Origin of the sequence: Sphingobacterium sp. UBA3519 (assembly GCF_002377215.1) — a bacterium.
Taxonomy (GTDB): Bacteria; Bacteroidota; Bacteroidia; order Sphingobacteriales; family Sphingobacteriaceae; genus Sphingobacterium; species Sphingobacterium multivorum.
The window spans coordinates 68,155-93,488 of the sequence record NZ_DFPI01000011.1 but is presented as its reverse complement, the minus strand read 5'-3'; the positions used below and the strand labels follow the sequence as shown (position 1 = coordinate 93,488).

The 25,334-nt window shown below is 39.0% G+C and carries 26 protein-coding genes; 12 read left to right on the top strand and 14 right to left on the bottom strand.

Features of this window, described 5'->3' with window-relative positions; translation table 11 throughout:
- Positions 1 to 3 precede the first annotated feature (3 nt).
- The 9 genes from B3297_RS05870 to B3297_RS05830 all read right to left on the bottom strand — a co-directional run bounded on the left by B3297_RS05870 (position 4) and on the right by B3297_RS05830 (position 9,507).
- The gene (locus B3297_RS05870) at positions 4 to 405 is read right to left on the bottom strand and encodes a hypothetical protein (RefSeq protein ID WP_070561686.1); all 402 of its coding nucleotides are present in this window, start codon (positions 403 to 405) and stop codon (positions 4 to 6) included.
- Positions 406 to 719: 314 nt separating this feature from the next.
- Complete coding sequence (locus B3297_RS05865; RefSeq protein ID WP_139144890.1) at positions 720 to 2,462, bottom strand: helix-turn-helix transcriptional regulator; 1,743 nt, start codon at positions 2,460 to 2,462, stop codon at positions 720 to 722.
- 77 nt (positions 2,463 to 2,539) lie between these two features.
- A complete protein-coding gene (locus tag B3297_RS05860; protein ID WP_070561690.1) occupies positions 2,540 to 3,121 on the bottom strand; it encodes a 5-formyltetrahydrofolate cyclo-ligase in 582 nt (193 codons plus the stop codon).
- Positions 3,122 to 3,378: 257 nt separating this feature from the next.
- The gene (gene efp, locus B3297_RS05855; RefSeq protein ID WP_046674772.1) at positions 3,379 to 3,939 is read right to left on the bottom strand and encodes an elongation factor P; all 561 of its coding nucleotides are present in this window, start codon (positions 3,937 to 3,939) and stop codon (positions 3,379 to 3,381) included.
- Between the two features lie 258 nt (positions 3,940 to 4,197).
- The gene (locus B3297_RS05850) at positions 4,198 to 4,827 is read right to left on the bottom strand and encodes an ABC transporter ATP-binding protein (protein ID WP_312128732.1); all 630 of its coding nucleotides are present in this window, start codon (positions 4,825 to 4,827) and stop codon (positions 4,198 to 4,200) included.
- Positions 4,828 to 4,844: 17 nt separating this feature from the next.
- Positions 4,845 to 5,633, bottom strand: coding sequence for an acyl-ACP--UDP-N-acetylglucosamine O-acyltransferase (gene lpxA / locus B3297_RS05845; protein WP_070561692.1), 789 nt, complete (start codon positions 5,631 to 5,633; stop codon positions 4,845 to 4,847).
- 10 nt (positions 5,634 to 5,643) lie between these two features.
- Positions 5,644 to 7,044 carry a bifunctional UDP-3-O-[3-hydroxymyristoyl] N-acetylglucosamine deacetylase/3-hydroxyacyl-ACP dehydratase gene (locus B3297_RS05840; RefSeq protein ID WP_175441947.1) on the bottom strand — a complete coding sequence of 467 codons (1,401 nt, stop codon included), beginning with the start codon at positions 7,042 to 7,044 and terminating at the stop codon, positions 5,644 to 5,646.
- 138 nt (positions 7,045 to 7,182) lie between these two features.
- Positions 7,183 to 8,223, bottom strand: a complete 1,041-nt coding sequence (gene lpxD, locus B3297_RS05835) for a UDP-3-O-(3-hydroxymyristoyl)glucosamine N-acyltransferase (RefSeq protein ID WP_046674769.1) — start codon at positions 8,221 to 8,223, stop codon at positions 7,183 to 7,185.
- 33 nt (positions 8,224 to 8,256) lie between these two features.
- On the bottom strand, positions 8,257 to 9,507 hold the full coding sequence (locus B3297_RS05830) for an HD domain-containing protein (RefSeq protein ID WP_070561694.1): 1,251 nt from the start codon (positions 9,505 to 9,507) through the stop codon (positions 8,257 to 8,259).
- Between the two features lie 218 nt (positions 9,508 to 9,725).
- Between B3297_RS05830 and B3297_RS05825 the strand changes: the two genes are divergently transcribed.
- The 3 genes from B3297_RS05825 to B3297_RS05815 are packed head-to-tail and all read left to right on the top strand — an operon-like array spanning position 9,726 to position 12,773.
- Positions 9,726 to 11,279: a bifunctional response regulator/alkaline phosphatase family protein gene (locus B3297_RS05825; protein ID WP_070561696.1), complete on the top strand. Its 1,554-nt coding sequence runs from the start codon at positions 9,726 to 9,728 to the stop codon at positions 11,277 to 11,279.
- Positions 11,280 to 11,291: 12 nt separating this feature from the next.
- The gene (tsaE, locus tag B3297_RS05820) at positions 11,292 to 11,702 is read left to right on the top strand and encodes a tRNA (adenosine(37)-N6)-threonylcarbamoyltransferase complex ATPase subunit type 1 TsaE (protein WP_070561699.1); all 411 of its coding nucleotides are present in this window, start codon (positions 11,292 to 11,294) and stop codon (positions 11,700 to 11,702) included.
- 24 nt (positions 11,703 to 11,726) lie between these two features.
- Positions 11,727 to 12,773 (top strand): ABC transporter ATP-binding protein, encoded by a 1,047-nt coding sequence (locus tag B3297_RS05815; protein WP_070561701.1) that lies wholly within the window; start codon positions 11,727 to 11,729, stop codon positions 12,771 to 12,773.
- A 9-nt stretch (positions 12,774 to 12,782) separates the two neighbouring features.
- Here B3297_RS05815 and B3297_RS05810 read toward each other — a convergent pair whose 3' ends face one another.
- Together B3297_RS05810 and B3297_RS05805 are read right to left on the bottom strand one after the other, a co-directional pair.
- Entirely contained in the window at positions 12,783 to 13,634 is an 852-nt protein-coding gene (locus tag B3297_RS05810; RefSeq protein ID WP_070561704.1) for an alpha/beta hydrolase, read from the bottom strand.
- 112 nt (positions 13,635 to 13,746) lie between these two features.
- Positions 13,747 to 14,958 (bottom strand): alanine dehydrogenase, encoded by a 1,212-nt coding sequence (locus B3297_RS05805; RefSeq protein WP_286767411.1) that lies wholly within the window; start codon positions 14,956 to 14,958, stop codon positions 13,747 to 13,749.
- 134 nt (positions 14,959 to 15,092) lie between these two features.
- Here B3297_RS05805 and B3297_RS05800 point away from each other — a divergent pair, with 134 nt between their 5' ends.
- The 5 genes from B3297_RS05800 to ytxJ all read left to right on the top strand — a co-directional run bounded on the left by B3297_RS05800 (position 15,093) and on the right by ytxJ (position 19,713).
- Positions 15,093 to 17,018, top strand: a complete 1,926-nt coding sequence (locus tag B3297_RS05800) for a polysaccharide biosynthesis protein (RefSeq protein WP_286778574.1) — start codon at positions 15,093 to 15,095, stop codon at positions 17,016 to 17,018.
- Between the two features lie 78 nt (positions 17,019 to 17,096).
- Positions 17,097 to 17,768 (top strand): tetratricopeptide repeat protein, encoded by a 672-nt coding sequence (locus tag B3297_RS05795; protein ID WP_286778573.1) that lies wholly within the window; start codon positions 17,097 to 17,099, stop codon positions 17,766 to 17,768.
- Positions 17,769 to 17,856: 88 nt separating this feature from the next.
- The gene (gene ribH, locus B3297_RS05790; protein ID WP_070561710.1) at positions 17,857 to 18,345 is read left to right on the top strand and encodes a 6,7-dimethyl-8-ribityllumazine synthase; all 489 of its coding nucleotides are present in this window, start codon (positions 17,857 to 17,859) and stop codon (positions 18,343 to 18,345) included.
- 287 nt (positions 18,346 to 18,632) lie between these two features.
- Positions 18,633 to 19,373 (top strand): hypothetical protein, encoded by a 741-nt coding sequence (locus B3297_RS05785; RefSeq protein WP_070561712.1) that lies wholly within the window; start codon positions 18,633 to 18,635, stop codon positions 19,371 to 19,373.
- A gap of 1 nt (position 19,374) precedes the next feature.
- Entirely contained in the window at positions 19,375 to 19,713 is a 339-nt protein-coding gene (gene ytxJ, locus B3297_RS05780; protein ID WP_197084070.1) for a bacillithiol system redox-active protein YtxJ, read from the top strand.
- Positions 19,714 to 19,831: 118 nt separating this feature from the next.
- Here ytxJ and B3297_RS05775 read toward each other — a convergent pair whose 3' ends face one another.
- Together B3297_RS05775 and B3297_RS05770 are read right to left on the bottom strand one after the other, a co-directional pair.
- Positions 19,832 to 20,881, bottom strand: coding sequence for an isoaspartyl peptidase/L-asparaginase family protein (locus tag B3297_RS05775; RefSeq protein ID WP_083295785.1), 1,050 nt, complete (start codon positions 20,879 to 20,881; stop codon positions 19,832 to 19,834).
- The gene (locus tag B3297_RS05770) at positions 20,874 to 21,284 is read right to left on the bottom strand and encodes an RNA-binding S4 domain-containing protein (protein ID WP_070561714.1); all 411 of its coding nucleotides are present in this window, start codon (positions 21,282 to 21,284) and stop codon (positions 20,874 to 20,876) included. Before B3297_RS05770 ends, B3297_RS05775 begins: the two co-directional genes overlap by 8 nt.
- Before the next feature lie 177 nt (positions 21,285 to 21,461).
- Here B3297_RS05770 and B3297_RS05765 point away from each other — a divergent pair, with 177 nt between their 5' ends.
- Genes B3297_RS05765 through folP form a run of 4 tightly spaced genes read left to right on the top strand, consistent with a single transcriptional unit; the run spans position 21,462 to position 24,237 of the window.
- The gene (locus B3297_RS05765) at positions 21,462 to 22,280 is read left to right on the top strand and encodes a 2,3,4,5-tetrahydropyridine-2,6-dicarboxylate N-succinyltransferase (protein ID WP_070561716.1); all 819 of its coding nucleotides are present in this window, start codon (positions 21,462 to 21,464) and stop codon (positions 22,278 to 22,280) included.
- 24 nt (positions 22,281 to 22,304) lie between these two features.
- Positions 22,305 to 22,883 carry an L-threonylcarbamoyladenylate synthase gene (locus B3297_RS05760; RefSeq protein WP_070561718.1) on the top strand — a complete coding sequence of 193 codons (579 nt, stop codon included), beginning with the start codon at positions 22,305 to 22,307 and terminating at the stop codon, positions 22,881 to 22,883.
- 1 nt (position 22,884) lies between these two features.
- Positions 22,885 to 23,364: a DUF4920 domain-containing protein gene (locus tag B3297_RS05755; RefSeq protein WP_070561720.1), complete on the top strand. Its 480-nt coding sequence runs from the start codon at positions 22,885 to 22,887 to the stop codon at positions 23,362 to 23,364.
- Positions 23,365 to 23,394: 30 nt separating this feature from the next.
- A complete protein-coding gene (gene folP, locus B3297_RS05750; protein ID WP_070561722.1) occupies positions 23,395 to 24,237 on the top strand; it encodes a dihydropteroate synthase in 843 nt (280 codons plus the stop codon).
- Positions 24,238 to 24,244: 7 nt separating this feature from the next.
- On the opposite strand, the gene B3297_RS05745 is transcribed toward folP, so the two are convergent.
- Positions 24,245 to 25,267, bottom strand: a complete 1,023-nt coding sequence (locus tag B3297_RS05745) for a cytochrome-c peroxidase (protein ID WP_070561808.1) — start codon at positions 25,265 to 25,267, stop codon at positions 24,245 to 24,247.
- Positions 25,268 to 25,334: the final 67 nt, after the last annotated feature.

Below are 25,334 nucleotides of genomic sequence, written 5' to 3'. Positions count from 1 at the left end.
CAGTTATTTCTTTTTGCTCAGTGAAATGGCAGGATCGATAAAAAGATAGTCCTGTGTTGGACAGTTTTCATTGAATTGAAAATTTACCAAGCGATCCAGTACACAGTTACTCAGTGTTCGACTGCCTTTTTCGCGATCAAGATTTGTCTTTATCGCACGGTAGATCTGCCTATTAAGGCGATTGCCCATCTGCCCATCGTGGAGCTGCTGATGGATTTCACTAAGATACGTTCGAATCAGTGCACCGGCACGGCTCACCGTTCCAAACTCCCGCCCTGCTTTTTTTGTATCTTCCTTTTGTTTGACAGGTTTTGGCCTACTCTGAACATAATTTTTGTCACCAACTTTTCTATTTACGAGAGGACCAACCAGCCCCCTGATAAATCCATTATCATTGACTCCCATACTTCAATTTACTAAGGGAAAGCCTGAAAACCAAACATCAGCTTGATTTTTAGTGATTTACAAATAGCAGTCAAACGAGGATTTTCAATCTTGCAATTTTCAAGGGTCTTTTTTGCAAATACCTTATAGCCAAATTCGCCTTATGTTCTGCCTGCTCCCAACTTGTAAAAAACGTACCAGCACAATGAAAGCACTTAAAAAGGTAGACTCAACGTGGACTCACTGTAGACTCACCCTGCATACAGGTCGAAGTCGACCACAATACGATCTCAACTTGGCATCCAAAAGGCCCCTCGGCCAACCGATGATCGACATTAAACAAACTCTTTGTCGGAAATGTAATCCATAAGCACCCCAGCTTGATCTCCAAGCTTCTTTTTCAAGCGCTGCATAGATTTTTTTATGGCGTCTGGAGTGACCCCCAATACATTGGCTACTTCCTTATTATTTAACCCCAGTTTCATAAGTACAATTACCCTCAAATTGGATTCCGTTATATCGCGAAATCTGGATTGTATATCCTGCAGTAAATTGGGAAACTCTTTTACAATCAATAATTTAAATTCCTGCCATTTCTCTTCGGTGATGAGATGTGACTGCAACAATATTTTTAGTTCCTCACGATCTTTTTCAACAACATTCCCTTTTTCCTCAAGCATAGCAGAAAGCACATTGATCTGTTCATTATTCCGCTTAAGGTAAGCGACGTACTCTTCCACCTGGCTTTTAGAGCTCACCAGTTCCCTGTCCAATTCCGCTTTTGTATACTTTAAATTAAGAAGCTGATATTCATAGTCACGTATACGTTTTCTCGCACGGTATCGAACCGCATTATAAATAAAAAAGAATACCACCAGTACCAACAAACTTATTATGACCCATAATCGTCTCTCAGCTTGCTTTTTCTTAATAACAGCTTGCGCCAGCGATAACTTATCGGCATACTTTTGCTTATCGGCCATAAACTTCAACTGGGTCAATACTGGATCACCATCTAAAAAGCGTAGGGAGTCTTGGAGGCGTTCTATCCGTCTTCGTGCATTCAGCTCACGACCGATATCGTTACTTTGCATGGCCAAATTCAACTTGTGAATTTCCAGTTCAAGTATGGTCTTCTTATCATCCGAGCCTGACAAAAGCGATTCAGCTTCCGCAATCATAGGACGGACATCTTTCGTTTCCTTATTCGCTATATCTAAACGAATTCGCATCATTAAGGCGAAAATTGTATTTCTATCATTACCAAGTGATCTTGAGATCTCAATATCCTTATCGAGGAGCAATAAGGCTTTATGGTAGTCCTTCATCCCTTCGAACACAGCAGCCTGATTACCTAAAATCTTCGCGTAGCGTAATGAGTCATTTTCTGAAAGTGCCAACGTCTGCGCCAATTCAAAAATTTTCATCGCCTGCAAGGTATCACCACCACTTTTCAGCGTCAATACACCTAAATTGTCTAAGATTTCAGCTTTCAATCTCGGCGAAATTTGTTCTTGTCGTTGCCCTAAATCCAGATATTTAATTCCAGAAATATAATCACCTAAGGTTCCAAAAAAATAGCCAAGCTTCTTGTACGTTTGAGTTAGGTCTAAAACAAGTTCTTTAGGTACATCTTCTAATCCTTTCTCCCCTTCCAAAATAAAAGGTAATGCCTCAGAGGCTTTCAGGCATCGATATAGGTAAAAGCCATACATCACTTTTACCCAAACGCGTACATTTTGGTAGCTATAGCCTTCTTCAAGGTCCAGCGCTTTTAAATAGTATTTATCACTAAAGTTATTTCTTGTACCTTCATCATTAAACGACTGATCCGCCAGTAAACAATAATAGATTGCCAAAAGCGCCTTATCATTTTTTCGTACCGCCTGACTAAAATAGGGTGCAAGATATTTACTCAATGACAGACTGGAGGATTGATACTGCGCTGATTCTTTTATAATTGTTTCGTAAAAGTTCTTCTCTTCTATCGAGGAATTGGAATCCATTAAATCCATCCCATAGACCACATGACAAGGTATGATTGCTAGGAAAAGAAAAAATAGAAGATATCGAAACATATCGGCGCAGGCATTGAATTTCGCAATAAAAATAAAAAATAATTTTAATTAAATCAGCATGCGACAAAATCAACCAACTACTTATCAAAAAAATGATAAATATGATCTGGCGTAATGGCCTGCGTCAATTGGACATCGTATTCATTTTTATCCGCAATAACATCAATTGGATCAAAAAAAGATAGTCCAACACGCTGCACATCAACTTTACAGGACGCGAAAAAACGGTCGTAAAACCCTTTTCCGTAACCTACTCTGTAGCCCAAAAGATCAAAAATTAACAAAGGAACTATAATCATATCAATAAGCGATGAATTCACCTTAATGCCGGATACTGGCTCAGGAATACCCCAGTTGTTCGTCTCAAATAGGGTATGCTCATCCAATATGAAATGTTGCATCGAATAGTCCTCAAAATTAGATCGCGAAACGACGATCTTTATCTGTGGAAAAGATTCTTGAATATAGTTGATTATTAAATATGTATTGGGTTCGTGATATTTCCCTATGGGAATGAAAATATGCAAAAATTCGACCTCCGACAGATCAAGCTTTGTAAACTGCGAAAGTAGTCGTTCATTGAGCGTAGTTTCTGTCTCTACAGACAATTGACAACGCTTAGTTTTATACTCAAGCCGTAATTCTTGTTTCGATTTCATTTGTACAATAGTTATTTTTAAATTTTATTTCCCTTCTTCACCAAAATCCCCATTTAAGTCTACCACTTATGCCACGATTAATCAAAAATAGCATTCCTCCCAATTCAATTTTTATTTGATCTTCAAAAGCCATTAGAAATTCTTATTCTGAATCGAAAACCGTATGCTCAACTCAGTTGAAACTTTTGTAAAAAAAAACGGCCTTGTAGCGAGCGCTAACAAGACCGAATAATCAACCTAAACCTAAAATCTTTGTATTATTTTACGCGCTCGATATAATTACCTGTTTGCGTATCAACTCTTACTTTCTCACCTTGATTAATGAACAACGGCACCATAATTTCAACACCAGTCTCTACAGTTGCTTTTTTCAATGCATTTGTAGAAGTATCTCCTTTTACAGCCGGTTCAGTATATGTAATTTCCAACTCAACACTTTTTGGAGCTTCTGCCATGATAGGCTCATCACTTTCAAAAGCAATAATTACAGTCATTCCCTCTTTCAAGAAACGAGCTGAATCACCGAACAAAAATTTAGGAATATTGAATTGCTCGTAGGTATTGTTATCCATTACCACGAAGAAATCTCCATCCTCATACAAATACTGATAATCGCTAGTTTCTACACGCGCTATTTCTACAGATTCGTCAACTCTAAAACGGTATTCAACTAACTTACCAGTTTTAACATTACGCATTCTCGCTTGATAAAACGCGCGTAAATTACCTGGTGTACGGTGTATATATTCTTCTACGGATACTAATTCTCCGTTAAATCTTAAGATATTTCCTGATTTTACCTCTGATGCCTTAGCCATTCTTTGAATTGAACTTTAAACGGTTATCTCATTATTGAGTCGTCAAAAGTACAAAAACTAATTGTGTTATTAAAATTTCATTCGCTACTTTTTTTCTGAACCTGTTTGTTTTTATTGGCCGGAGAGAACCTTCAGTTCACTTTTGTAGCTGCTCATGATGATACAGTCTTGACGGTTTTATTGAAAGTAGCTATTTTTAATACAGGACAAGAACTTTTCGCCTATTTTCGATGTGATAGCAACAAATTGTTGATCTCCCTAAGGCTTAAAATCGACTATAGAAATACTTTCATCGCAGAATTCATACTCTTTTTTTTGGTTCGAACAGACGATAAACAATCTAGACTCCAATTTTGTACGCTCAATTAAACGAAGATACCATTGTTCACCCGCACTATCCAAATTACTTGTAGGCTCATCCAACAAAACCAAGGCAGATGCAGAACAACAAGCTAGCGCTAGCTTGACACGTTGACGCATACCTGATGAAAAAAAACGGATCTCTCTGTCAAGCGCAAGTTCCAATCCCAATAGCTTTACAACAGTTGCTTTATCAAAAGAAGGAAGATAATTTTTAAATTTAAAATGAAAATCAATCAGCTCGTTTAAGGTAAATTCCTCGATCAGTTCAACATAAGGAGCTGCGAGAGACAGCTGCTGATATATCGTATCCACACCCAGGACTTGGTCTCCATCGGTGTAGATCAGTTCACCCGCTGAGGGTGTCAAACTACTTGAAAGCACTTTTAAGAAAGTGGACTTTCCGGAACCATTATGGCCAAGGATGGCATAACTCTTGCCGGACTCGAAGGTATAGTTTATATGCCTAAAAATCCATTCATTGTTATACCTCCTACCAATATCTTTTAATGTAATTTTCAAATTCACTAGAATCGACAAAGCGACTACATCGCTCTATTATTGAATCCTTTCATGATACCCCGGCCTGAGTTTCGAATAAAATCCAAAATTTCATCACGGATTTCCGTTGCCTGATATTCAGCTTCTATAATTTCTATTGCTTTAGCCAGATTTCTGTTTTGAACAAAAAGAATGCGATAAAGATTCTGAATCTCGGCAATTTGCTCTTCCGAAAATCCTCTTCTTCTCAATCCAACAGAATTAATACCCGCATAAGAAATCGGTTCACGTGCGGCCTTAACAAAAGGTGGAATATCCTTACGTACCAATGAACCACCGGTAACAAATGCATGCGAACCAATTTTAACAAATTGGTGAACAGCGACCATCCCAGCAAGTACAACATAATCGCCTACTGTAATATGTCCAGCAAGTGTACTGTTGTTCGAAAAAACACAATTATCACCTACTTCACAATCATGTGCAACATGACTATACGCTTGGATCAAACAATTTTTTCCAATGACCGTTCTATACCTATCCTTAGTTCCTCTATTGATTGTTACACACTCACGAATGGTTGTATTGTCTCCAATTTCGGCTGTCGTAATCTCACCATCAAATTTTAAATCTTGAGGTTCGCCAGAGATTACTGCACCGGGATATATTTTACAGTTTTTTCCAATTCGAGCTCCATCCATGATCGTCACATTTGATCCTATCCAAGTGCCTTCGCCAATGACGACATCTTTATAAATGGTTACAAATGGCTCGATGACCACATTTTTAGCAATTTTTGCATCCGGATGAATATAAGCTAATGGCTGTATCATCTATACTACTTTAGTTGTTATTTACTCTTACGATCTGTGCCATAAGCTCCGCTTCGCACACAATTTTCTCTCCTACCATAGCCACACCTTTCATTTTTGCGATACCTCTTCGGATCGGCTCCATCAAGTCGCATCTAAAAATAACAGAATCCCCTGGAGTTACCTGCGCTTTAAAACGTGCATTTTCAATTTTAAGGAATAAGGTCAACCAATTCTCTGGATCAGGGACCGTCTTCAGCACTAAAATTCCTCCTGTCTGTGCCATAGCCTCTACCTGCAAAACACCGGGAAATAATGGCGCACCAGGAAAATGTCCCATAAATAGATCTTCGTTCATGGTAACATTTTTCAAACCCACCACATGTGTTTCCGTCAACTCAAGAATTTTATCGACCATAAGCATGGGCTGACGATGCGGTAAAATCTTCATGATTTCTACTGTATCGTATAATGCAGGCATATTGGGATCGTAAACTTTAATTTTTTTACGTGTTTTATCTTTTTTGATCTGCTCCTTTATCTTTTTTGCAAAAGCCACATTCGCTGCATGACCTGGTCGTGCAGCCATAATATGCCCTTTCAAAGGTCTTCCGACAAGTGCTAAATCTCCAACCATGTCCAACAATTTATGTCGAGCAGGTTCATTTTGGTAACGCAATTGATTATTGTTTAATATTCCTTCCTTAGCAACTGCAACGGTTTCTTTATGAAAAAGATGCGCTAATTTCTGCAATTCCTCGGGAGAAGTCTCCTTATCCACAATAACGATTGCATTACTCAAATCACCACCTTTAATTAGGCCATGATCAACCAACATTTCCAATTCGTGTAAAAAACAAAACGTACGTGAAGAGGCTATTTCTGATTTAAAGTCCTCAATCGATGTTATTGCGGCATGTTGGCTTCCCAACACCGGCGAGTTAAAATCGATCATACAAGTCAAACGATACCCGTCCATCGGCATACCCAGTATTTCAACTTTGCGATCTGGCTCTGCATAATGGATATTATTGGATATCTCATAATAATCCCGGTCAGCATCTTGTTCTTCAAATCCCGCTTCCTCCAGCAACTTCACAAAAATAGCTGAGCTACCATCGAGTATGGGTATTTCAGGGCCATCAATATCAATCAGCACATTATCGATTTGTAAACCAATTAACGATGCCATCAAATGTTCAATTGTACTCACACTTGCTCCATTCTGCGTTATTGTCGTCCCTCTGGAGGTATCCGTCACATTATCCGCATCAACCAAAATTTCTGGTTGTCCCGCTAAATCTACACGTCTGAACTTAAACCAGTGATTTTCCGGAGCTGGCTTGATCGTCATCGATACAATTTTCCCTGTATGAAGACCTACCCCCGAAATTTCAACCTCGTTTTTGATGGTTCGCTGTTTTACATTCATTTCTAATAACATATTTTTAAATCAAAACTTCTTTTGACAAAACATTTATCCCTTAAGCTACATCGATGTTGCCATAGCCGTGCCTGGAATGCTTATTTCATCACCATTAAAGAACAGTTTATTTTCAATGAAAAATAATTATTTCAATTTTTTTTCTACTAACTTTTCTAACTCTTGGATTCGTTTTTCCAACTCAGGGAGGCGTGCAAAAATCACATTAGAACGCAATTGGGGCTGATAAGGCATCACCGGTGTACCGCCCCACTTTTTACCTTCTTCTTTAATCGATCTATTCACTCCTGATTGCGCCTGGATTTGAGAGCCCTTTGCAACAACAATATGACCAACAACCCCAACCTGGCCTCCTAAAACCACATGTTCTCCAATTTTTGAGCTACCAGAAATACCTGTTTGCGCTGCGATCACAGTATTCTTTCCAATATCAACATTATGTGCAATTTGAATCAAATTATCCAACTTAACACCATCACGCACGATTGTAGCACCCATTGTTGCTCTATCGATTACTGTATTGGCGCCGATCTCAACATTATCCTCCACTTGCACATAACCAATCTGAGGTACTTTTTTATATGTTCCGTCTTCTTGTGGTGCAAATCCAAATCCATCCGATCCGATCACAACACCAGAATGTACGACGACATTTTTCCCAATCTTACAATCATGATAAATCTTCACCCCTGGATAGAGTGTTGTATTATCTCCAATCGTTACTTTATCGCCAATATAGACCTGTGGGTAAATTTTCACGTTATCTCCAATGGAAGCTCCGCGTCCAATATATACAAATGCACCGATATAACCTCCTTGGCCGATCTCCGCTTCAGTATGTATAAAATGAGGCTCCTCACGTCCGCTTTTGTCAAGACGGAACTCATTATACATATTCAGAATAGTAGAGAAAGCAGCATATGCATTCTTCACCCGTATGATCGTTAAAGTCGGCTTAGTTGCTTGGGTCAATTGTAAATCTTCATTCACAATTACAATCGAGGCGTCAGTAGTATAAATAAAATGCTCATATTTTGGATTTGACAAAAAAGAAAGATCGCCTTTTTTACCTTCCTCAATTTTGGCAAGGTTACCTACAGTAACTTCTGGATTTCCTTCAATCCGTCCTTCTAATAATGTCCCTATTTGTTGAGCAGTAAATTGCATGGTACAAATCTATGTTTTTTTATTAAAAAATAACTACTTGATGGAAGTAATTGCAACATATCCCACCTCTTTTGGATAACATAAGGCGTATTTAGCCACATTTTTCGATAGTGCTTCTAAATTCCCTAGATCAGAAGCCTCTGTTATATCCACGAGCTCACCGGATTTCAATAATATTTTTATTTGATCCTTGGAAGAATTATAGGCACGGTTTTGAATTTCCTGCATAAATACATAATAATGAATATCCTCCTGAGCCACACCCAGCTCAGCTTGTACTTTCGATTTCACTAAATCTACATATGCTGGCGAGAATGGTTTATTGCTCATGACAGAGCGATATAGATTACGTTTCATAACGCGCTGGCACATTGTACTTAAAATAGAATCCTCATGATGTTCCCATGTTTTTATCGCAGACATAATATCCGTATCATCTAAACGAGTAAACCAATCCAAATGTAACGGATCATCCAAAAAATTAGTTTTGTTGACCTGCTGGCTTAAAAACCAATGAAAAGCCGGGGTAGAAAAGAGCTTATGACCAGTAGCCGTTAAATATTTTGCCCGCTGCAGAATTTTAATCAATAATTGTTCAGCACCGATAACGGTCTTATGTAAATAGACTTGCCAATACATGAGCCGTCGTGCAATCAGGAATTTCTCCACAGAATACAGCCCTTTATATTCCACCACGATTTCATCCGCCACGACATTGAGCATTTTTATGATACGATCAAATGAGATCACGCCTTCCGATACACCGGTAAAAAAACTATCTCTATTGAGGTAATCCATTCGATCAACGTCCAATTGGCTCGACACCAATTGATGGAGAAATCTGCGTTCATATTTATTGTTAAAGATTGTAATTGCCAAGCTTAACCTTCCGTCCAAATCCTGGTTGATACGATCCATCAACAGGGAGGACAATAACTCATGTGAAACTCCTTCAATCAAACTATGCTCCAAAGAATGGGAAAAAGGACCATGACCGATATCATGCAGTAAAATTGCCGAAAGAACAGCCTCCTCTTCATCCGCAGAAATGATGACACCTTTACTCCGCAAAGTTTCCAAAGCCATTGACATCAAATGCATCGCCCCTATGGCGTGCTGAAAACGAGTATGTAAAGCTCCGGGATAGACAAGATGCGTCATGCTCACCTGCTTAATATAGCGGAGCCTTTGAAAATAAGGATGTTGCACTAAGTCGAAGACCAATCCTGTAGGAATAGCGACAAATCCATATACCGGATCATTAATAATTTTATTTTTGTTCAACGTGGCGACAAATTAATACGATCATCAACACTATAAATTATGAAACCGAGCGCTTTAATTACGAAGCCTTGGGTAACACTAGTATAAACTTAAAACAAAGATAGTTAGTTCACCGTTAAGAAATGTTAAAAATAAAATCTAAAGCACGATATTTGCTTATGTTAGCATGAGATCGAAAATCCGATCCTCCCCTCTACTAATAGACATATAATAACAAGATGCAAAAAACACATATCCTTTGGGCTGACGATGAGATTGACTTTCTAAAACCACACATATTATTTTTAGAAAGCAAAGGTTACAAAGTTGACACGGTCAACAATGGAAATGATGCCGTTGAAGCCTTTAAGAATGGTTTTTTCCACCTCGTTTTCCTAGACGAAAATATGCCTGGGCTAACCGGGCTCGAAACACTTGCTATACTCAAATCGATCAACCCTACTGTCCCTGTTGTTCTGGTTACAAAAAACGAAGAAGAACATGTCATGGAAGATGCCATCGGCTCCAAAATAGATGATTATCTGATCAAGCCGGTCAACCCCAAGCAGATCTTGATGACAATTAAAAAATTAACGGAGAACAAGCGTCTTGTCAATGAGAAAACATCCATGGCCTATCAACAAGACTTCCGCAATTTAGGGATGATTCTAAATGACAATTTGGATTTCAATCAATGGTCAGAAGTCTACAAAAAATTGGTCTACTGGGAATTGTCTCTCGAAAAGCTTGAAGATAACAATATGCATGAAATTCTGACGATGCAAAAATCCGAAGCAAACATGCAATTCTCAAAATTTATTGAAAACAACTATATACAATGGATTAATCGTCCCGAAAACGCGCCCATTCTATCCCACCAGCTATTTAAGAAGAAGGTATTTCCGACCATAGAAGATCATATTCCGACATTTTTCTTTCTAATAGACAATTTGCGTTTCGATCAATGGAAAATTATCAATGAGGTCATTACCGATTATTTTAGACTTGAGGAGGAGATAACCTATTACAGTATTTTACCAACAGCAACACAATATGCTAGAAATGCCATCTTTAGTGGCTTAACTCCACTGGAAATGGAAAAACGCTTTCCGAAATTATGGCAAAACGATGAAGATGAAGGCGGCAAGAATTTATATGAGGATAAATTTTTGGAAGATCAGATCAAACGACTTTACCGCAAGTCCATAAAACACTCCTACACGAAAATTTTGACCCTGGAACAAGGAAAGGATGTGTTAGACAATCTTGGTAATTTGATGCACAATCAACTGAATGTATTGGTGTATAACTTTGTTGACATGCTTTCTCACGCACGTACAGACAGCTCTATGATTCGTGAATTAGCAAACGATGAAGCGGCATATCGCTCGCTTACATTGTCATGGTTTGAACACTCACCTTTATTAGAGGTTATAAAATGGCTCTCTCAAAAGAAAGTTCGTGTGATCATTACAACCGACCACGGCACGATCCGGGTAAAAAAACCAAGTAAAATAGTTGGTGACCGCAACACAAATACAAATTTGAGATATAAGCAAGGGAAAAACCTGAACTATATTGACAAAGATGTTTTTGCTATCAAAAATCCCCACGAGGCACAGCTGCCTAAACTTCATGTAAGTTCAACATACGTTTTTGCCAAAGAAGATTCGTATTTTGTTTACCCTAACAACTACAATCAATTTGTCAATTACTTTAATGGAACATTCCAACATGGTGGAATATCGCTGGAAGAAATGATTATCCCCTTTGCGACATACCTACCGAAATAGTAATTTTGCAACATGGAAATTATTGTAAATACCACAGCAGATCTATCTCAAGCGGCTCAGACACTTTTAAATAGTTTTCCAAAGGACCGGATTTTTCTATTATATGGTTCCATGGGAGCAGGAAAGACAACTTTTGTAAAACACCTGTGTAAACAATTGAATGTACAAGATAGTACATCTAGTCCAACATTCTCCATTGTTAATGAATATGAGTCTCCAGCTGGCCCCGTATATCACTTTGATTTTTACCGCATTAAAGATGAACAGGAGGCATTCGATTTTGGTTATGAGGAATATTTCTATTCCGGTGCTTATTGCTTTGTTGAGTGGCCGGAGAAAATCCCCAACTTACTTCCTGAAGAAGCAAAAGAGATACATATTAGCATCCTAGATGCAACAACACGTCAAATTTCTATTCGTTAACTACCTTTTTTTCGACTCCCTACTATGGCTCATTCATCCTCTTGTCAATATATTCCAACTGATATCCATGTGCCCGGATTAGCGGCTATACATGCCGAACACTTGAGCTTTTCCTTTCATGAGAACAATATGCAGTTTGCTGTTGAAAATAGTTCTTTCGATATCGACGAAGGAAAAATAACAGCGATCATTGGTGAATCTGGTAGTGGAAAAAGTACCTTGCTTAGACTTATATACGGTCTTTTGGAACCAACTGGTGGCATTGTGCGCTATAAAGGTTGGCAGGTCCCGACGCGCAAGGACAAGCTGATCCCCGGACATGATGCCATGAAATTAGTCTCGCAAGGCTTTGACGATTTGAATACGTATGCCAATGTATGGGATAATGTTGCTTCCCAATTGCCAAACACAGATATCAAACGCAAACAAGACAAAACTGCGGAAATATTACAACGTCTACGGATTGATCACCTCGCTAAAAAAAGAGTAGCCGACATCAGTGGCGGAGAAAAACAACGCGTCGCAATCTGTCGTGCACTAATCAACGAGCCTGAAGTCTTACTTATGGATGAACCATTCAATCAGGTCGATGCCTCTTTTAGGGATACCTTACAACAGGACATCAAGGATATTGTTAAAGAAACCGGGCTAACCGTCATTTTAGTTTCACACGATCCGACGGAAGTACTTGCCCTGGCAGATAATCTTATTGTGATGAAATCTGGCAAAATCCTGGATCAAAACAACCCACATGTGTTGTACAGCAATCCATCGCACCCTTATACTGCCCAATTATTGGCAAAAAGCAATATATTACAGGTTGAGCAAGCTCAAAATTTAGGCATAGCAAGCGAAAAACCAATCGCGATACATCAAGAATGGATCTCAATCAGTCCTGCTGAGCAGTCTACTTTTTTTGTGAAAGATGTCCGATTCAGAGGTTTTTATTATGAAATCGTCGTCAGCAATAATGAGATTAACTTACATGCGATTATTACATCGCAAATAATTCCACAAAAACAACAGGCTGTTGACCTAACAATATCCCACTGGATCTCTTTTGACCATTAATTGCATAGCTTAGTCCTGTGTATCAAGCCAAGATAAAAATGCGTCAAACCATAACTTATCCGAAGTTTTGTTAATTAATCCAAAACCGTGTCCCCCTTGCTCAAAGGTATAAAGCTTGTTGGGTACTTTTGACTTGTCCAGAGCAGCAATCATTCTATAACTGTTTTCTATCGGTACAGCTGTATCGTCTTTGGCATGTACAAAGAAAACCGGACAAACTTCAGGAGATACCTGCAAATTGGAAGAAAAAAGGTTGATTTGGTCTTCTGAAGGGTTTTCTCCGATGAGATTTATACGCGAACCTTTGTGTGTGATATCATTTTGCATAGAGATTACAGGATAAATTAATCCAGCAAAATCAGGTCTTAGGGATACATGTGAAGGATTCACTATATAGTCTTTCTTAAACTTCGTTATTAAAGTGGAAGCCAAATGTCCGCCTGCGGAAAATCCGATAACCCCCACCTTTCGAAGTCCGGGGTGCAGGGTTCTGATCAATTGCATTGCCCGCTGCGCGTCCTGAAGAGGCCCTATAGATTTGTCACGCATGATATTCGGCGAAGGCAATCGATATTGCAAAACATATGCCGAATACCCATTTTTCACCAACTCTTTAGCAACGGCATGTCCCTCATGATCCATTGCGATATGAGCATACCCGCCCCCAGGAATAACCAGTACGGCGATATTTTTATCGACACTTTTATCTGCTGTATAGGCAAATAGCTTGGGGACGTTCTTTTCTAAATTTACCTGCTCTTTATCAGTCGCATTTGGAATAGAATCTGCATAAAGGTTGATTGCCTCCTGCGCTTTAACAAGCGAGATCAAGGAACATAAAATCATAAAAACTTTTTTCATTTAAATAACATTTAAAAAAGATCGCAAAATTATATTTACTAGAAATATCCTTCCATTTTACATGCAACATCTGCATGGAGTAGATCAAGAAGCAGCTGGATACGCTTAGAATTTATAACGAAGAGACGACTAATAAATCTAAATCCTTTGCTGTCATATTAAACCTGGAGGCCATATCTATATTCGTCAGATTACCTTGATACAAATAAATGGAACTTCGAATACCAGGGTTCTTCCAAATGGCATTTTTCAATCCCCCGAGTTCAGCAAAATCGAGTAAAATCGAAGTGAAGATATTGCTCATGGCATAGGTGGCTGTTCGCGCTACCCGAGACGCTATATTAGGAACACAATAGTGAATAACATCAAATTTCCGAAAGATAGGTTTATCGTGAGAGGTCACCTCCGAAGTTTCAAAATTGCCCCCTTGATCAATGCTTACATCTATAATAACGGAATTGGGTTTCATTTTAGAAACGGTCTCTTCCGAAATCACGCAAGCGGAACGTCCATTAAGCGCTCGTAAAGCACCGATAACAACGTCTGAACTGATCACGGCTTTGTTTAAAATAATAGGTTGTATAACAGATGTAAACACAAGACTACCCAGGTTATTTTGTAGGCGTCTAAGTTTATAAATCGAATTATCAAATACTTTTACCTCTGCTCCTAGCGCCAAAGCCGTCCGAGCAGCTTGTTCACCAACGGTCCCTGCGCCGATAATAACAACTTCGGTCGAGGCTACCCCGGTAACGCCGCCGAGCATCAGTCCCTTGCCTCCAAATGCATTGCTCAGATACTCTCCAGCAATTAAAGTTGCCGTCGCCCCTACGATTTCACTCATAGCACGAACCACAGCTAGGCAACCGCCCTCATCTCTTAAATATTCGTAAGAAATTGCGGTAATTTTTTTATGCATTAATGCCTTTAAGACATCCAAGTTCATAAGTGAAGGTTGCTGAGAAGATAATAAAAGCTGTCTTTCTTTCATCAGCTTGACTTCACTAATTACAGGGCTGCCAACCTTGATGATCAGATCCGCTTGGTACACTTCTTCTCTTGAAGATACAATACGGGCTCCCTGCTCACTATAATGGTGATCCAAAAAATTGGCTCCTGCTCCTGCTCCCGTCTCAATGATTACTTCGTGCCCATTTTCTACCAATAATGCAACCGCTAATGGTGTCAGGCAAATTCGCTTTTCCTGAAGCGAGATTTCTTTTGGAATGCCAATAAATAAACTTTTTGCATTCTTTTTCTTCTCAAACAGCATCTCTTTTGGAGAAATCATAGCCTGACTCGCAAGCTTTCCTAACTCATTCATCTTGTAAAATTGATCGTTAGCTAAAATTACAATAAATAATCAATCTTATCAAACGAAGATAAATTTGGTTTGGCACAGCTTTGGAATGAAACAAATTTATCTACATTTGTTTTAAATTAATCAGATATAATACCATGCTCAGTAAAGTCAATATAGTGCCACGGTGGATCATTTTTTTATTGGACATCTTTAGTGTATCCGTCGCTTATCTCCTCGCAAATGTCATTTATTATGATTTTAATTTCGATTTTTTACTCGATATTAATTTTAGCATTCGTTACATTTTATTTATCGGTGTATGTTCTTTGTCGTTCTATCTCTTTAAAATGTATACTGGGATCGTGCGTTACACAAGCGCCATCGATTCCATACGTATATTATCAACGATAACATTCAGTGTGTTTGTTCTCCTCGTTATAAAACTAGTTATCCAAGCAAATGAAATCGAGCGCAACATTCCAACGGCACTCATTATCTTCTTTGCCCTATTCTCCTTCCTTATTTTAACTGTATATAGAACAATTATTAAGATTTTCTTTCTATACACCAAAAAAGTCAACGGTTCCAGAAAAAAAACACTGATCTACGGAGCTGGTGATTTGGGGATTGCTGTAAAAAGAACCTTAGACCATGATGTACGTTCCAAAAATGCTATTGTAGGATTCTTGGATGATAATGATCAAAAAATCAACAAAGTAATTGATGGGACCAAAATTTACTCTTCTCAAAAGTTTAGCCACCTCATCAACACACTAAATATTGAAGAGGTCATCATCGCGTCACACAACATCCCTTCGGACCGCAAAAATGAAATAACAGATGTCGCGCTCGAAAAAAACGTCAATATTTTAACACTTCCGCCCGTTAAAAAGATCATGAATGGCGACCTTAACCCCAATCAGATTCAGAAAATAAAAATTGAAGATTTGTTGGAAAGGGAGCCGATCAAGATTAACGACGACCACATCTTAAGCCAGACGAAGGGCAAAAGAATCCTTGTTACTGGAGCAGCCGGTTCTATCGGAAGTGAAATTGCAACCCAATTGGGAAGATACGAGCCCCAGATGATTATTCTTTGTGACCAAGCAGAGTCCCCCTTACATAATCTCCAGCTTGACCTTCAAGATGAATTCCCAAATCAAGTCTATCATACTTATATAGCAGACGTCCGAAGTACAAAAAGGATGCAATTGCTTTTTGACACGTTCAAGCCGCACTATGTTTATCATGCGGCAGCATACAAACATGTGCCAATGATGGAAAACCATCCTTTGGAAGCGGTACAGACCAATGTTATGGGAACAAAGAATTTGGCGGATTTAGCCGTAGAATTTCAGGTTGAAAAATTTGTCTTTGTCTCTACCGATAAAGCTGTAAATCCCACGAATATCATGGGGGCGACAAAACGTATCGCAGAAATCTATGTACAATCGTTAAACAATCATTTGGAAAATACATTGGGGGCAAGTGTTCACACCAAATTTATAACAACACGCTTTGGCAATGTCTTAGGCTCCAATGGATCTGTTATCCCCCGATTCAGGGACCAGATTCAAAAAGGTGGCCCTGTAACCGTTACTCATCCAGAAATTACACGGTATTTTATGACCATTCCCGAAGCATGCCGACTAGTCCTTGAAGCTGGAACAATGGGACAAGGTGGCGAAATTTTTGTCTTTGATATGGGTAAATCTGTAAAAATAGTAGAGCTAGCTAAAAAAATGATTCGCCTTTCGGGATTTAAACCGAATGAAGATATTGAAATAAAATTCACGGGATTAAGGCCTGGTGAAAAACTATATGAGGAATTACTAAATGATTTAGAGAATACCTTACCGACGCACCACGAGAAAATCATGATCGCCAAAGTCAGAGAAAATAATTATGATAGGGTGTGTATGAAAATCGGAGAATTGCAACAGCGTTTAGCGACGCAGAACAAAAACGAAGTTGTCTATCAAATGAAAATTATTGTACCTGAATTCAAAAGTAAAAACTCCATCTACGAACAGCTAGATAAGGAAATTGAACTATCGAATGAGTCGGAAAACCAAAGTTAATTCACGTTAAAATTTGCAAAACACTTGCAAATTTGCTCGAAAAGTGTATTTTTGCAATCCATATTTTACTGATTAGTAATGTCTAAAAACACAAATAATACAAATCAAGGTTTCAAACCTTTAAAAGGATCTTTTTTTCAAGATAACCAAAAAAGTGTCGTGTTCATTTTAGGTGGTATCGTTGTATTGATCTTACTTTATTTTGGTTATCAAAAGCTTTATCTAGATCCAAGAGCAGAAGAAGCTTCGAATCGTATGTACAAAGCAGAACAGCTTGCTACAATTGATTCGTTACAAAGCAAAGCAATCATGGGCGATGGTGCATTTCTTGGATTTAAACAAATTGCGGACGAATATTCCAATACAAAATCCGCAAATATTGCAAACGCATATTTAGGAGGTTTGTATTTGCGTCAAGGTAAATTCGATGAAGCTGCAAAAGCGCTTGAAAAATATGCTCCGACAGGAAGTCAAATTCTAGATCCACTCGTAATTGGTTTAACAGGTGATGCTTATTCAGAATTAAAAGACTACAAAAAAGCTGCAGACTACTATAAGCAGGCTTCTGAAAAATCAAGCAACTCGTATACAACTCCACTCTTTTTGAAAAAACTAGGACTTGTATATGAAGCCCAAAATGACTACAAAAGTGCAGAGACAGCTTACAAAAAGATTAAAACAGATTTTCCGGAGAGCCAAGAAGCTTCAACAATTGATGGTTTATTAGGCCGTGTACAAGCACATTTATAATAGAATAATTATAAAAATATACTAAAAAGAGGCTATTTGATAGCCTCTTTTTTTGTGACCATCTAAAATCACTATCTTTGTTCCTATTATGGCAAGTAGCATTAAAAATTTATCCGACTTTTCGCATATTCAGGTTGCGGATGCAAGTCCATTCAAATTTGCAATCGTTGTTGCACAATGGAATGCAGAAATCACAGGTGCATTATTGAATGGTGCAATTACAGGCTTAGAGAAGCATGGCGCTCAAGAAAAAAATATCCAAGTCATCGAGGTTCCTGGAAGTTTCGAATTAATTTCGGGAGCAGATCTTGTGTTCAGAAACCAGAATTTTGATGCTGTTATTTGTTTAGGCTGCGTCATTCAGGGTGAGACGAGACACTTTGATTTTATCTGCGATGCAGTTGCAAATGGCATTGCCAATGTAGGGCTCAAATACAATAAACCGGCCATTTTTGGTGTATTAACTACTGATAACCTTCAGCAAGCATTGGATCGTGCTGGTGGAAAACATGGCAACAAAGGTGAAGAAGCTGCTATTACAGCAATACAAATGGCTCATATTGCCAAAAAATTCTAGTTTGGTATTAATTTTGCCTACCATTCAATGATGAAAAGTATTACTGAGCACAGCTTATTACTCAGTTACTTATATTTTATACAAATCGATTAATAACATATTCAGTTATCTTATTAATCGATTTTTATTTTTTCACTGGAATAAATTGTTATTGAATTGTTTTGATTGTATTGTAAATCAGATGTACAACAATCGATAGTTTTATAGACAATGACGCAATGATGAAGTTTATCCCGATCAATTTTGATACGGCTTACTTGATGATTGTTTCTTAAAAAAATAGGATTATGAAAACATTATCGAATGTACTCTTGGTCGTTATGCTGACGTTATTCTGTCAGCTGGATCTAGTGGCGCAAGACGATAGTCTAAACAAGCAGATTTGGCAAAGTATTGGTGGCCAGGAAAAATGGGATTCTTTGCAATATTTGGCATTCTCAGCAAAGGGAAATACCATCTCCGACCAATTGTCAAAAGAAGAGCGAAAATTCTTGTTCAATCGCAGCACCGGAGCATGTCGATTTGACGGCTATAGCGCCACAGATCAGGTGACCTATCTGTTTAATTTTAAGAATCCAGGGGCCGATAAACTCTTTATTGAAGGGAATATAGCTGGAGATGGGCCAGAGCTAAAAAAGTCAATTAAAAACCAGCTATTTTCGGATCTCAATCTACTACTTTTACCCACCTTGATCGGACAGAAGAATGTGCAGCTAAAAAGTCAGAAGGAAAGTTTCAGCGCTGGACAAAAATTAACGATAGCAACTATCAGCTCGTCAGGCCCTATCTTTGGTTCAAAGATGGATGGTTTGCTTTACATTGATCAAAATACCGGTGAGATTGTACGTTACGAATACACAGATAAGGGCGAAAAAAACACTTATGAAGTGAGCAAATATAAGGAGATTGGCGATGGTATACGTTTACCTAGTTTCTTCAATTCGACAAGCAATGACCAAAAGAGTTGTATATTCTCCGCTATTTCGTCTTTTGTACAAGTAGAACAGAAAAAATTTACAGAACTATAATATGATTAACTGGATAGAATTAAATACAGAGGAACAGTTACAGGAGCTTTATCAATCTGATAAAGTTGCAGCCATCTTTAAACATAGCACGACTTGTGGTATCAGCAATATGGCTAAGCGCAGTCTTGAGCGTATGTCTGCGACGTCAGACCATGATTATGCAATCTATCTTTTAGATCTTTTGCGCTACCGTCCATTATCAAATGAGATTGCCCAACGTTGGAATGTAACACATCAATCCCCTCAGATACTGATTGTTGAAGGAAAAGAAAGTCTATATGATGCTTCCCATGGCGATATCCAATTTGATGAGATTGAACAATACCTGACGGCAATTTAAATAGTATAGGCCGTAATCGCTGTTCAATAAAAAATAGTTAACAAAATTTATCCCAAGGGGTTAATATGTTATATTGATCCCTTGGGATATATTATGATGATGAAAACAGCTGTGCTGGCTATTTATAAATTTCTACTGTTATCTTACCGTCTTTGGTCACGGTACCCCGGTACATCCCGGCAGTATTAAAAGGCATAGCAACATGTCCATTTTTATCCAGTGCGATCAGGCCGCCATTTCCGCCCATTTCACCAATCCGATCGATCACTTGCCGGCTCGCCTTATCAACATGTTCACCTTTGTATTCCATTAAAGCCGACACCGAATATGCAGCCACGGTGCGGATATAATATTCTCCCCATCCAGTACAGGAAACAGCACAGGTATTATTGTTCGCATACGTTCCAGCACCAATAATTGGCGAATCTCCGACACGTCCAAACTTCTTGTTTGTCATCCCTCCTGTAGATGTACCGGCGGCCAGGTTACCTGCTTTATCCAAAGCAACACAACCAACTGTACCAAATTTAGCATCCTTATTGATGATTCCTAAACGTGAGCTTTGTTTTTGATCGTGATCTAGTTGTGTTTGCGTACTGTCCTCCCTGTTCACTTTCTGCAAAGCATCCCAACGTGCTTTAGTCCAAAAATAAGAAGGATCTACGATGGTTAGCCCCACTTTTCTTGCAAATTCTTCGGCACCTTTCCCCACCATCATAACGTGCTCAGACTGTTCCATCACCGCTTTTGCTGCTGAGATTGGATTTTTGATCGTCGTCACTCCTGCAACTGCGCCCGCAGCCAAGGATTTACCATCCATAATGGAGGCATCCAGCTCGTTGCGTCCGTCATGTGTAAAAACCGCTCCTTTCCCTGCATTAAACAAAGGTGAGTCTTCCATCACATGGATAGCCGATTCGACGGCATCCAAACTGGATTTACCTTCTTGCAACTTTTGGTAGCCTATACGAAGTGCTTGCTCTAAGACAATCCGATAAGCTTGTTCCATCGAATCTGTCATATTCTTTTTCAAGATCGTCCCCGCTCCACCATGGATCGCCAAAACAAATCCGCCCTCTGTCACGTTTACAGATTTTTTATACGACTTACAGGAGATAGCCAACAGGGCTCCCGCAATTATCACAGCACTTATCTTGAGCTTATTCATCTTCTTTCTCCCACCATTCTGAAGATTGTAAATCATCTATCTCACGACGGTCTTTTTTCGTAGGACGCCCTGTACCGCGATCGCGTTTTAGGACAGGAGCATGAAATACGGATTTAAACCCTACCGTTTCTTCTACAGGCGTCTGATCTTCGTAGAATTGAACAGCAGTCTTGGCGTCAACACGACGGTCTAAAAGACCTGTCACCTGCACCACTTTTTTTTCAATTCCCTTTTGGATATGGTATACATCTCCGATCTTAACTTCATAAGAGGGTTTTATATTTTGGCCTTTGAGTTTTACTCGTCCAGCCTTACAGGCCTCTGTTGCCAAGGTTCTTGTCTTAAATAAGCGAATTGACCACAAATATTTATCAATTCTCAATTTTTCTGATGTTCCAGCCATATTTACAAAAATAATTATATTCAGAAACTATCGGGGCCCCTTCCAGGTAAATTAACATATTTCCGTTATAAATATATGCTTAAAGCACAAGGAGCCATGGATAAAGTTGCTTTTAACTGCAACTTTATCTAAGTTTGTACATCAAAATAAACTAATTCAAATAAGCAAACAAATAATATGGTAGAGCCACTTAAAAAATTGATTGAGGAAGCTTGGGAAGATAGACAATTATTGGAGTATAAAGAATATACAGAAGCGATCCGCGCTGTTATCATGAAGTTGGATAGCGGTGAAATCCGTGTGGCTGAGATGATCGGTACAAGATGGCATGTAAATGATTGGATAAAAAAAGCGGTCATCTTATATTTTCCAATCAATGATATGCGCGAAATGACTGCAGGTCCTTTTGTGTTTCATGATAAAATGAAATTAAAAACAGACTACAAGCACACAGGTGTACGTGTTGTACCTGGAGCTTCCGCTCGTTTAGGTGCATATTTGGCTAAAGGAGTGATTATGATGCCTTCTTACGTTAATATCGGTGCTTATGTAGACGAAGGTACCATGGTGGATACCTGGGCAACTGTTGGCTCTTGTGCGCAAATTGGGAAACATGTACACTTAAGTGGCGGCGTCGGAATTGGAGGTGTATTGGAGCCGGTACAAGCAGCCCCGGTTATTATTGAGGACAATGTTTTTATCGGTTCAAGAGCGATCGTAGTAGAAGGCATTCGTGTAGAAAAAGAGGCTGTATTAGGTGCCAATGTTGTATTGACAGCCTCAACAAAAATTATCGACGTTACGGGACCTGAACCTGTAGAATATAAAGGTTATGTACCTGCCCGCTCTGTTGTTATTCCGGGTTCTTACACCAAGAAATTTGCAGCGGGGGAATACCAAGTTCCTTGCGCTTTGATCATTGGTCAACGTAAAGAGTCTACAGACAAAAAGACTTCATTAAATGACGCACTACGTGATCATAATGTAGCTGTATAAAGTTAAAACTAGTATAAAGATAAGATGAGTGCATTCGTAGATCGTGAGGATTTGAATAAGGCCTTGGAGACGTTAAAAAACGGCGGATTAATTCTATACCCCACCGACACCATTTGGGGGATAGGCTGTGATGCCACCAATCCAGAAGCCGTGGAGAAAGTTTTCCAACTAAAAGGAAGAGATAAATCCAAAAGTCTGATCGTCCTTTTACACAACGACAATCAATTAGCGAGTTATGTCAATGAAATCCCGGATGTGGCTTATCAACTTATTGAATATACAGAAAAACCCTTGACAATTGTCTATTCGAATGCCAAAAATCTTGCGCCCAATGCAATTGCTGAGGACGGTTCAATTGGCATTCGAATTGTCAAACACCCTTTTTGTGAACAGCTTTTGCAACGGTTTCGCAAACCGATCATTTCAACTTCGGCAAATATCAGTGGTGAGCCAACGGCAAAAGATTTTGACGAAATATCGGATGCCATCAAGGATGGGGTAGACTATATTGTTACCTATGACAGAAACGTAACAACAGATGGGAAATCATCTACTGTCATGAAGCTGGACCCTAGTGGTAAATTTGAATTTATTAGAAAATAGCATGAAAAAGATCGTTTTATTTTTTGCATTAGCCTTTGCTGTTACCAATATATCTTTGGCACAGCAAAAGGATATTCCCGGCGCCAAACCTGGTGTAAAATATGGGAAAGAAATCTCTGCGTCCAATGCGATTTCAGTAGCAAAGCTTGAAAAAGAACTTACGCAAAAGAACGCATTCAACGGAAAGGTAGCCGGTAAGGTCGTTGAGGTATGTAAGAAAAAAGGCTGTTTCATGACGTTGCAACGGGAAGGTGAAGAGCCTATTACCGTTCGTTTTAAGGACTATGGTTTCTTCATGCCAGCAGACATTGTCGGTAAAACGGTTGTTGTCGAGGGTATTGCGAAGAAAAAAGAAGTTTCCGTAGCGTCGTTACAACATGCGGCAAAGGATCTGGGTAAATCACAGGCTGAAATAGATCAGATTACTCAACCTAAAAAAGATATTAGCATTATTGCCGACGGCGTTTTGGTTGTCAAATAAGCCCTTCTCACCAAGCCTAGCATTGTTCTGATGAAAATATTCCAGCCTTCACCCTGTCATTCCATACTGGTCGATGGTACCTTAATGGCTTTCGAAAAGCCCATTATTATGGGGATACTCAATGTGACTCCAGATTCATTTTATGATGGTGGCGACAATACAACCGTCGAACTTGCGGTAGAGAAAGCCAAGAAGCTATTGCTTGAAGGTGCTCAAATCCTTGATATTGGCGCCTATTCCTCACGTCCAGGTGCTCCATTGATTTCATCACAGGAGGAAATGGATCGAGCTCTTCCTGCTATTCGGGCGATTAAAACTGCATTTCCTGACGCAATTTTATCAATAGATACCTTTAGGGCAGACGTTGCCGCTGCGGCAATCGATGCGGGAGTGCACATCATAAATGATGTTTCGGGAGGTACACTCGACGATAACATGTTCGCCACGGTAGCAAAATATCAAGTTCCGTATATTCTCATGCATATGCGCGGTATTCCCGAAAATATGCAGGAAAAAACCGATTACAACGATATTGTAACTGACGTAGCCACCTTTTTAGGTGACCGCATTGCGACGCTAAGAAGTATGGGGGTGAAAGATATTATTCTTGATCCGGGATTTGGTTTTGCAAAGACAGTGGAACAAAACTATGAGTTACTCTATCGTGTCAATGAACTTCATTACTTTGAATTACCAATTTTGGGCGGAATATCCCGTAAATCCATGATTTATAAAAAAATCGGAATCACTGCCCAGGAAGCTTTAAACGGCACCACTGCTTTAAATACGCTACTTCTCGAAAGAGGTGTACAAATTCTCCGCGTACATGATGTAAAGGAAACGAAGCAATTGGTTGATCTCTTCTATTCGTAAATCAGCATTATTTGCCTACAAATTTCGGATCACTTAATGTTTTAATAAAAGCGATGATCGCTTCCTTTTCTTCTTCTGTCATAGGAATTCTTTTTCCATTTTCTTTCAAAATCGGATCAAGGTTAGCTGCATCCAAAACACCCTTGTCGAAATAATCCAGCACAGATTTCAACGTTGGGAACTGCCCAAAACTTCCATAAGGCGCTGTATACTCCGCATTTCTTAAAGAAGGTACCCGAAAAGCCATATAGTCTGTATCAATACCTGTGATACGTGCTCGCCCGGCCTCATCTGGATGTTTGTTTAACGGAAACCCGACATTTCTAAAACTCTGATCGGTAAATAATTCTGATGCATGGCAGCTTTCACATTTCAATTTAAACAGCTGATACCCCCGTTCTTCCTCAATAGTGAATTGCTCCCCTTCACCTCGTTTTACCTTGTCATATTTACTGTCGGCTGAAATTAGGGTATACTCATATTGTCCAATGCTTTTATAAATTCGTTCAGGTGTAATATTCTCATCGCCAAAAGCCTTCTTGAACAATACTTTGTAGTCAAAATCCCCATTAATTTTGCCGATAACCTCCAAGATAGAAGAGTTCATCTCTTCATGCGTGATAATTGGAACTAAAGGTTGCTTTTCCAGTTCGAGTATATTGCCATCCCAATTATAAAATTTCATAAAAGCCAAATTCTGCAAAGGCGGCGTATTCCGAAATCCAACACGATCATCTATCCCTACCGCCTGCATTTTTCCATCGGAAAAAGCCAATGCGGGGTTATGGCAACTGGCACATGATATCGTATTATTTCCACTGAATCTTTTCTCATGAAACAGCTTTCCCCCCAATTCAACACCATATTTTGTTGGCTTATTGCTCTTAAACGCATTATTTAGACTCGGAAAATCCGCAGGAATGTTGAAAGTGACTATAGGGTTATCTTCCAGCTTAGAATCAACAATATCATCCCTACTACAGGATAAAGCAATCACTATAATGGTCAGGATTAAGATGACTTTTTTCATCCTATTAATTTTATCAAGGGTTGATGAATATTCAAAATGTACACAATAGTCTGATGCAGAAAGCATC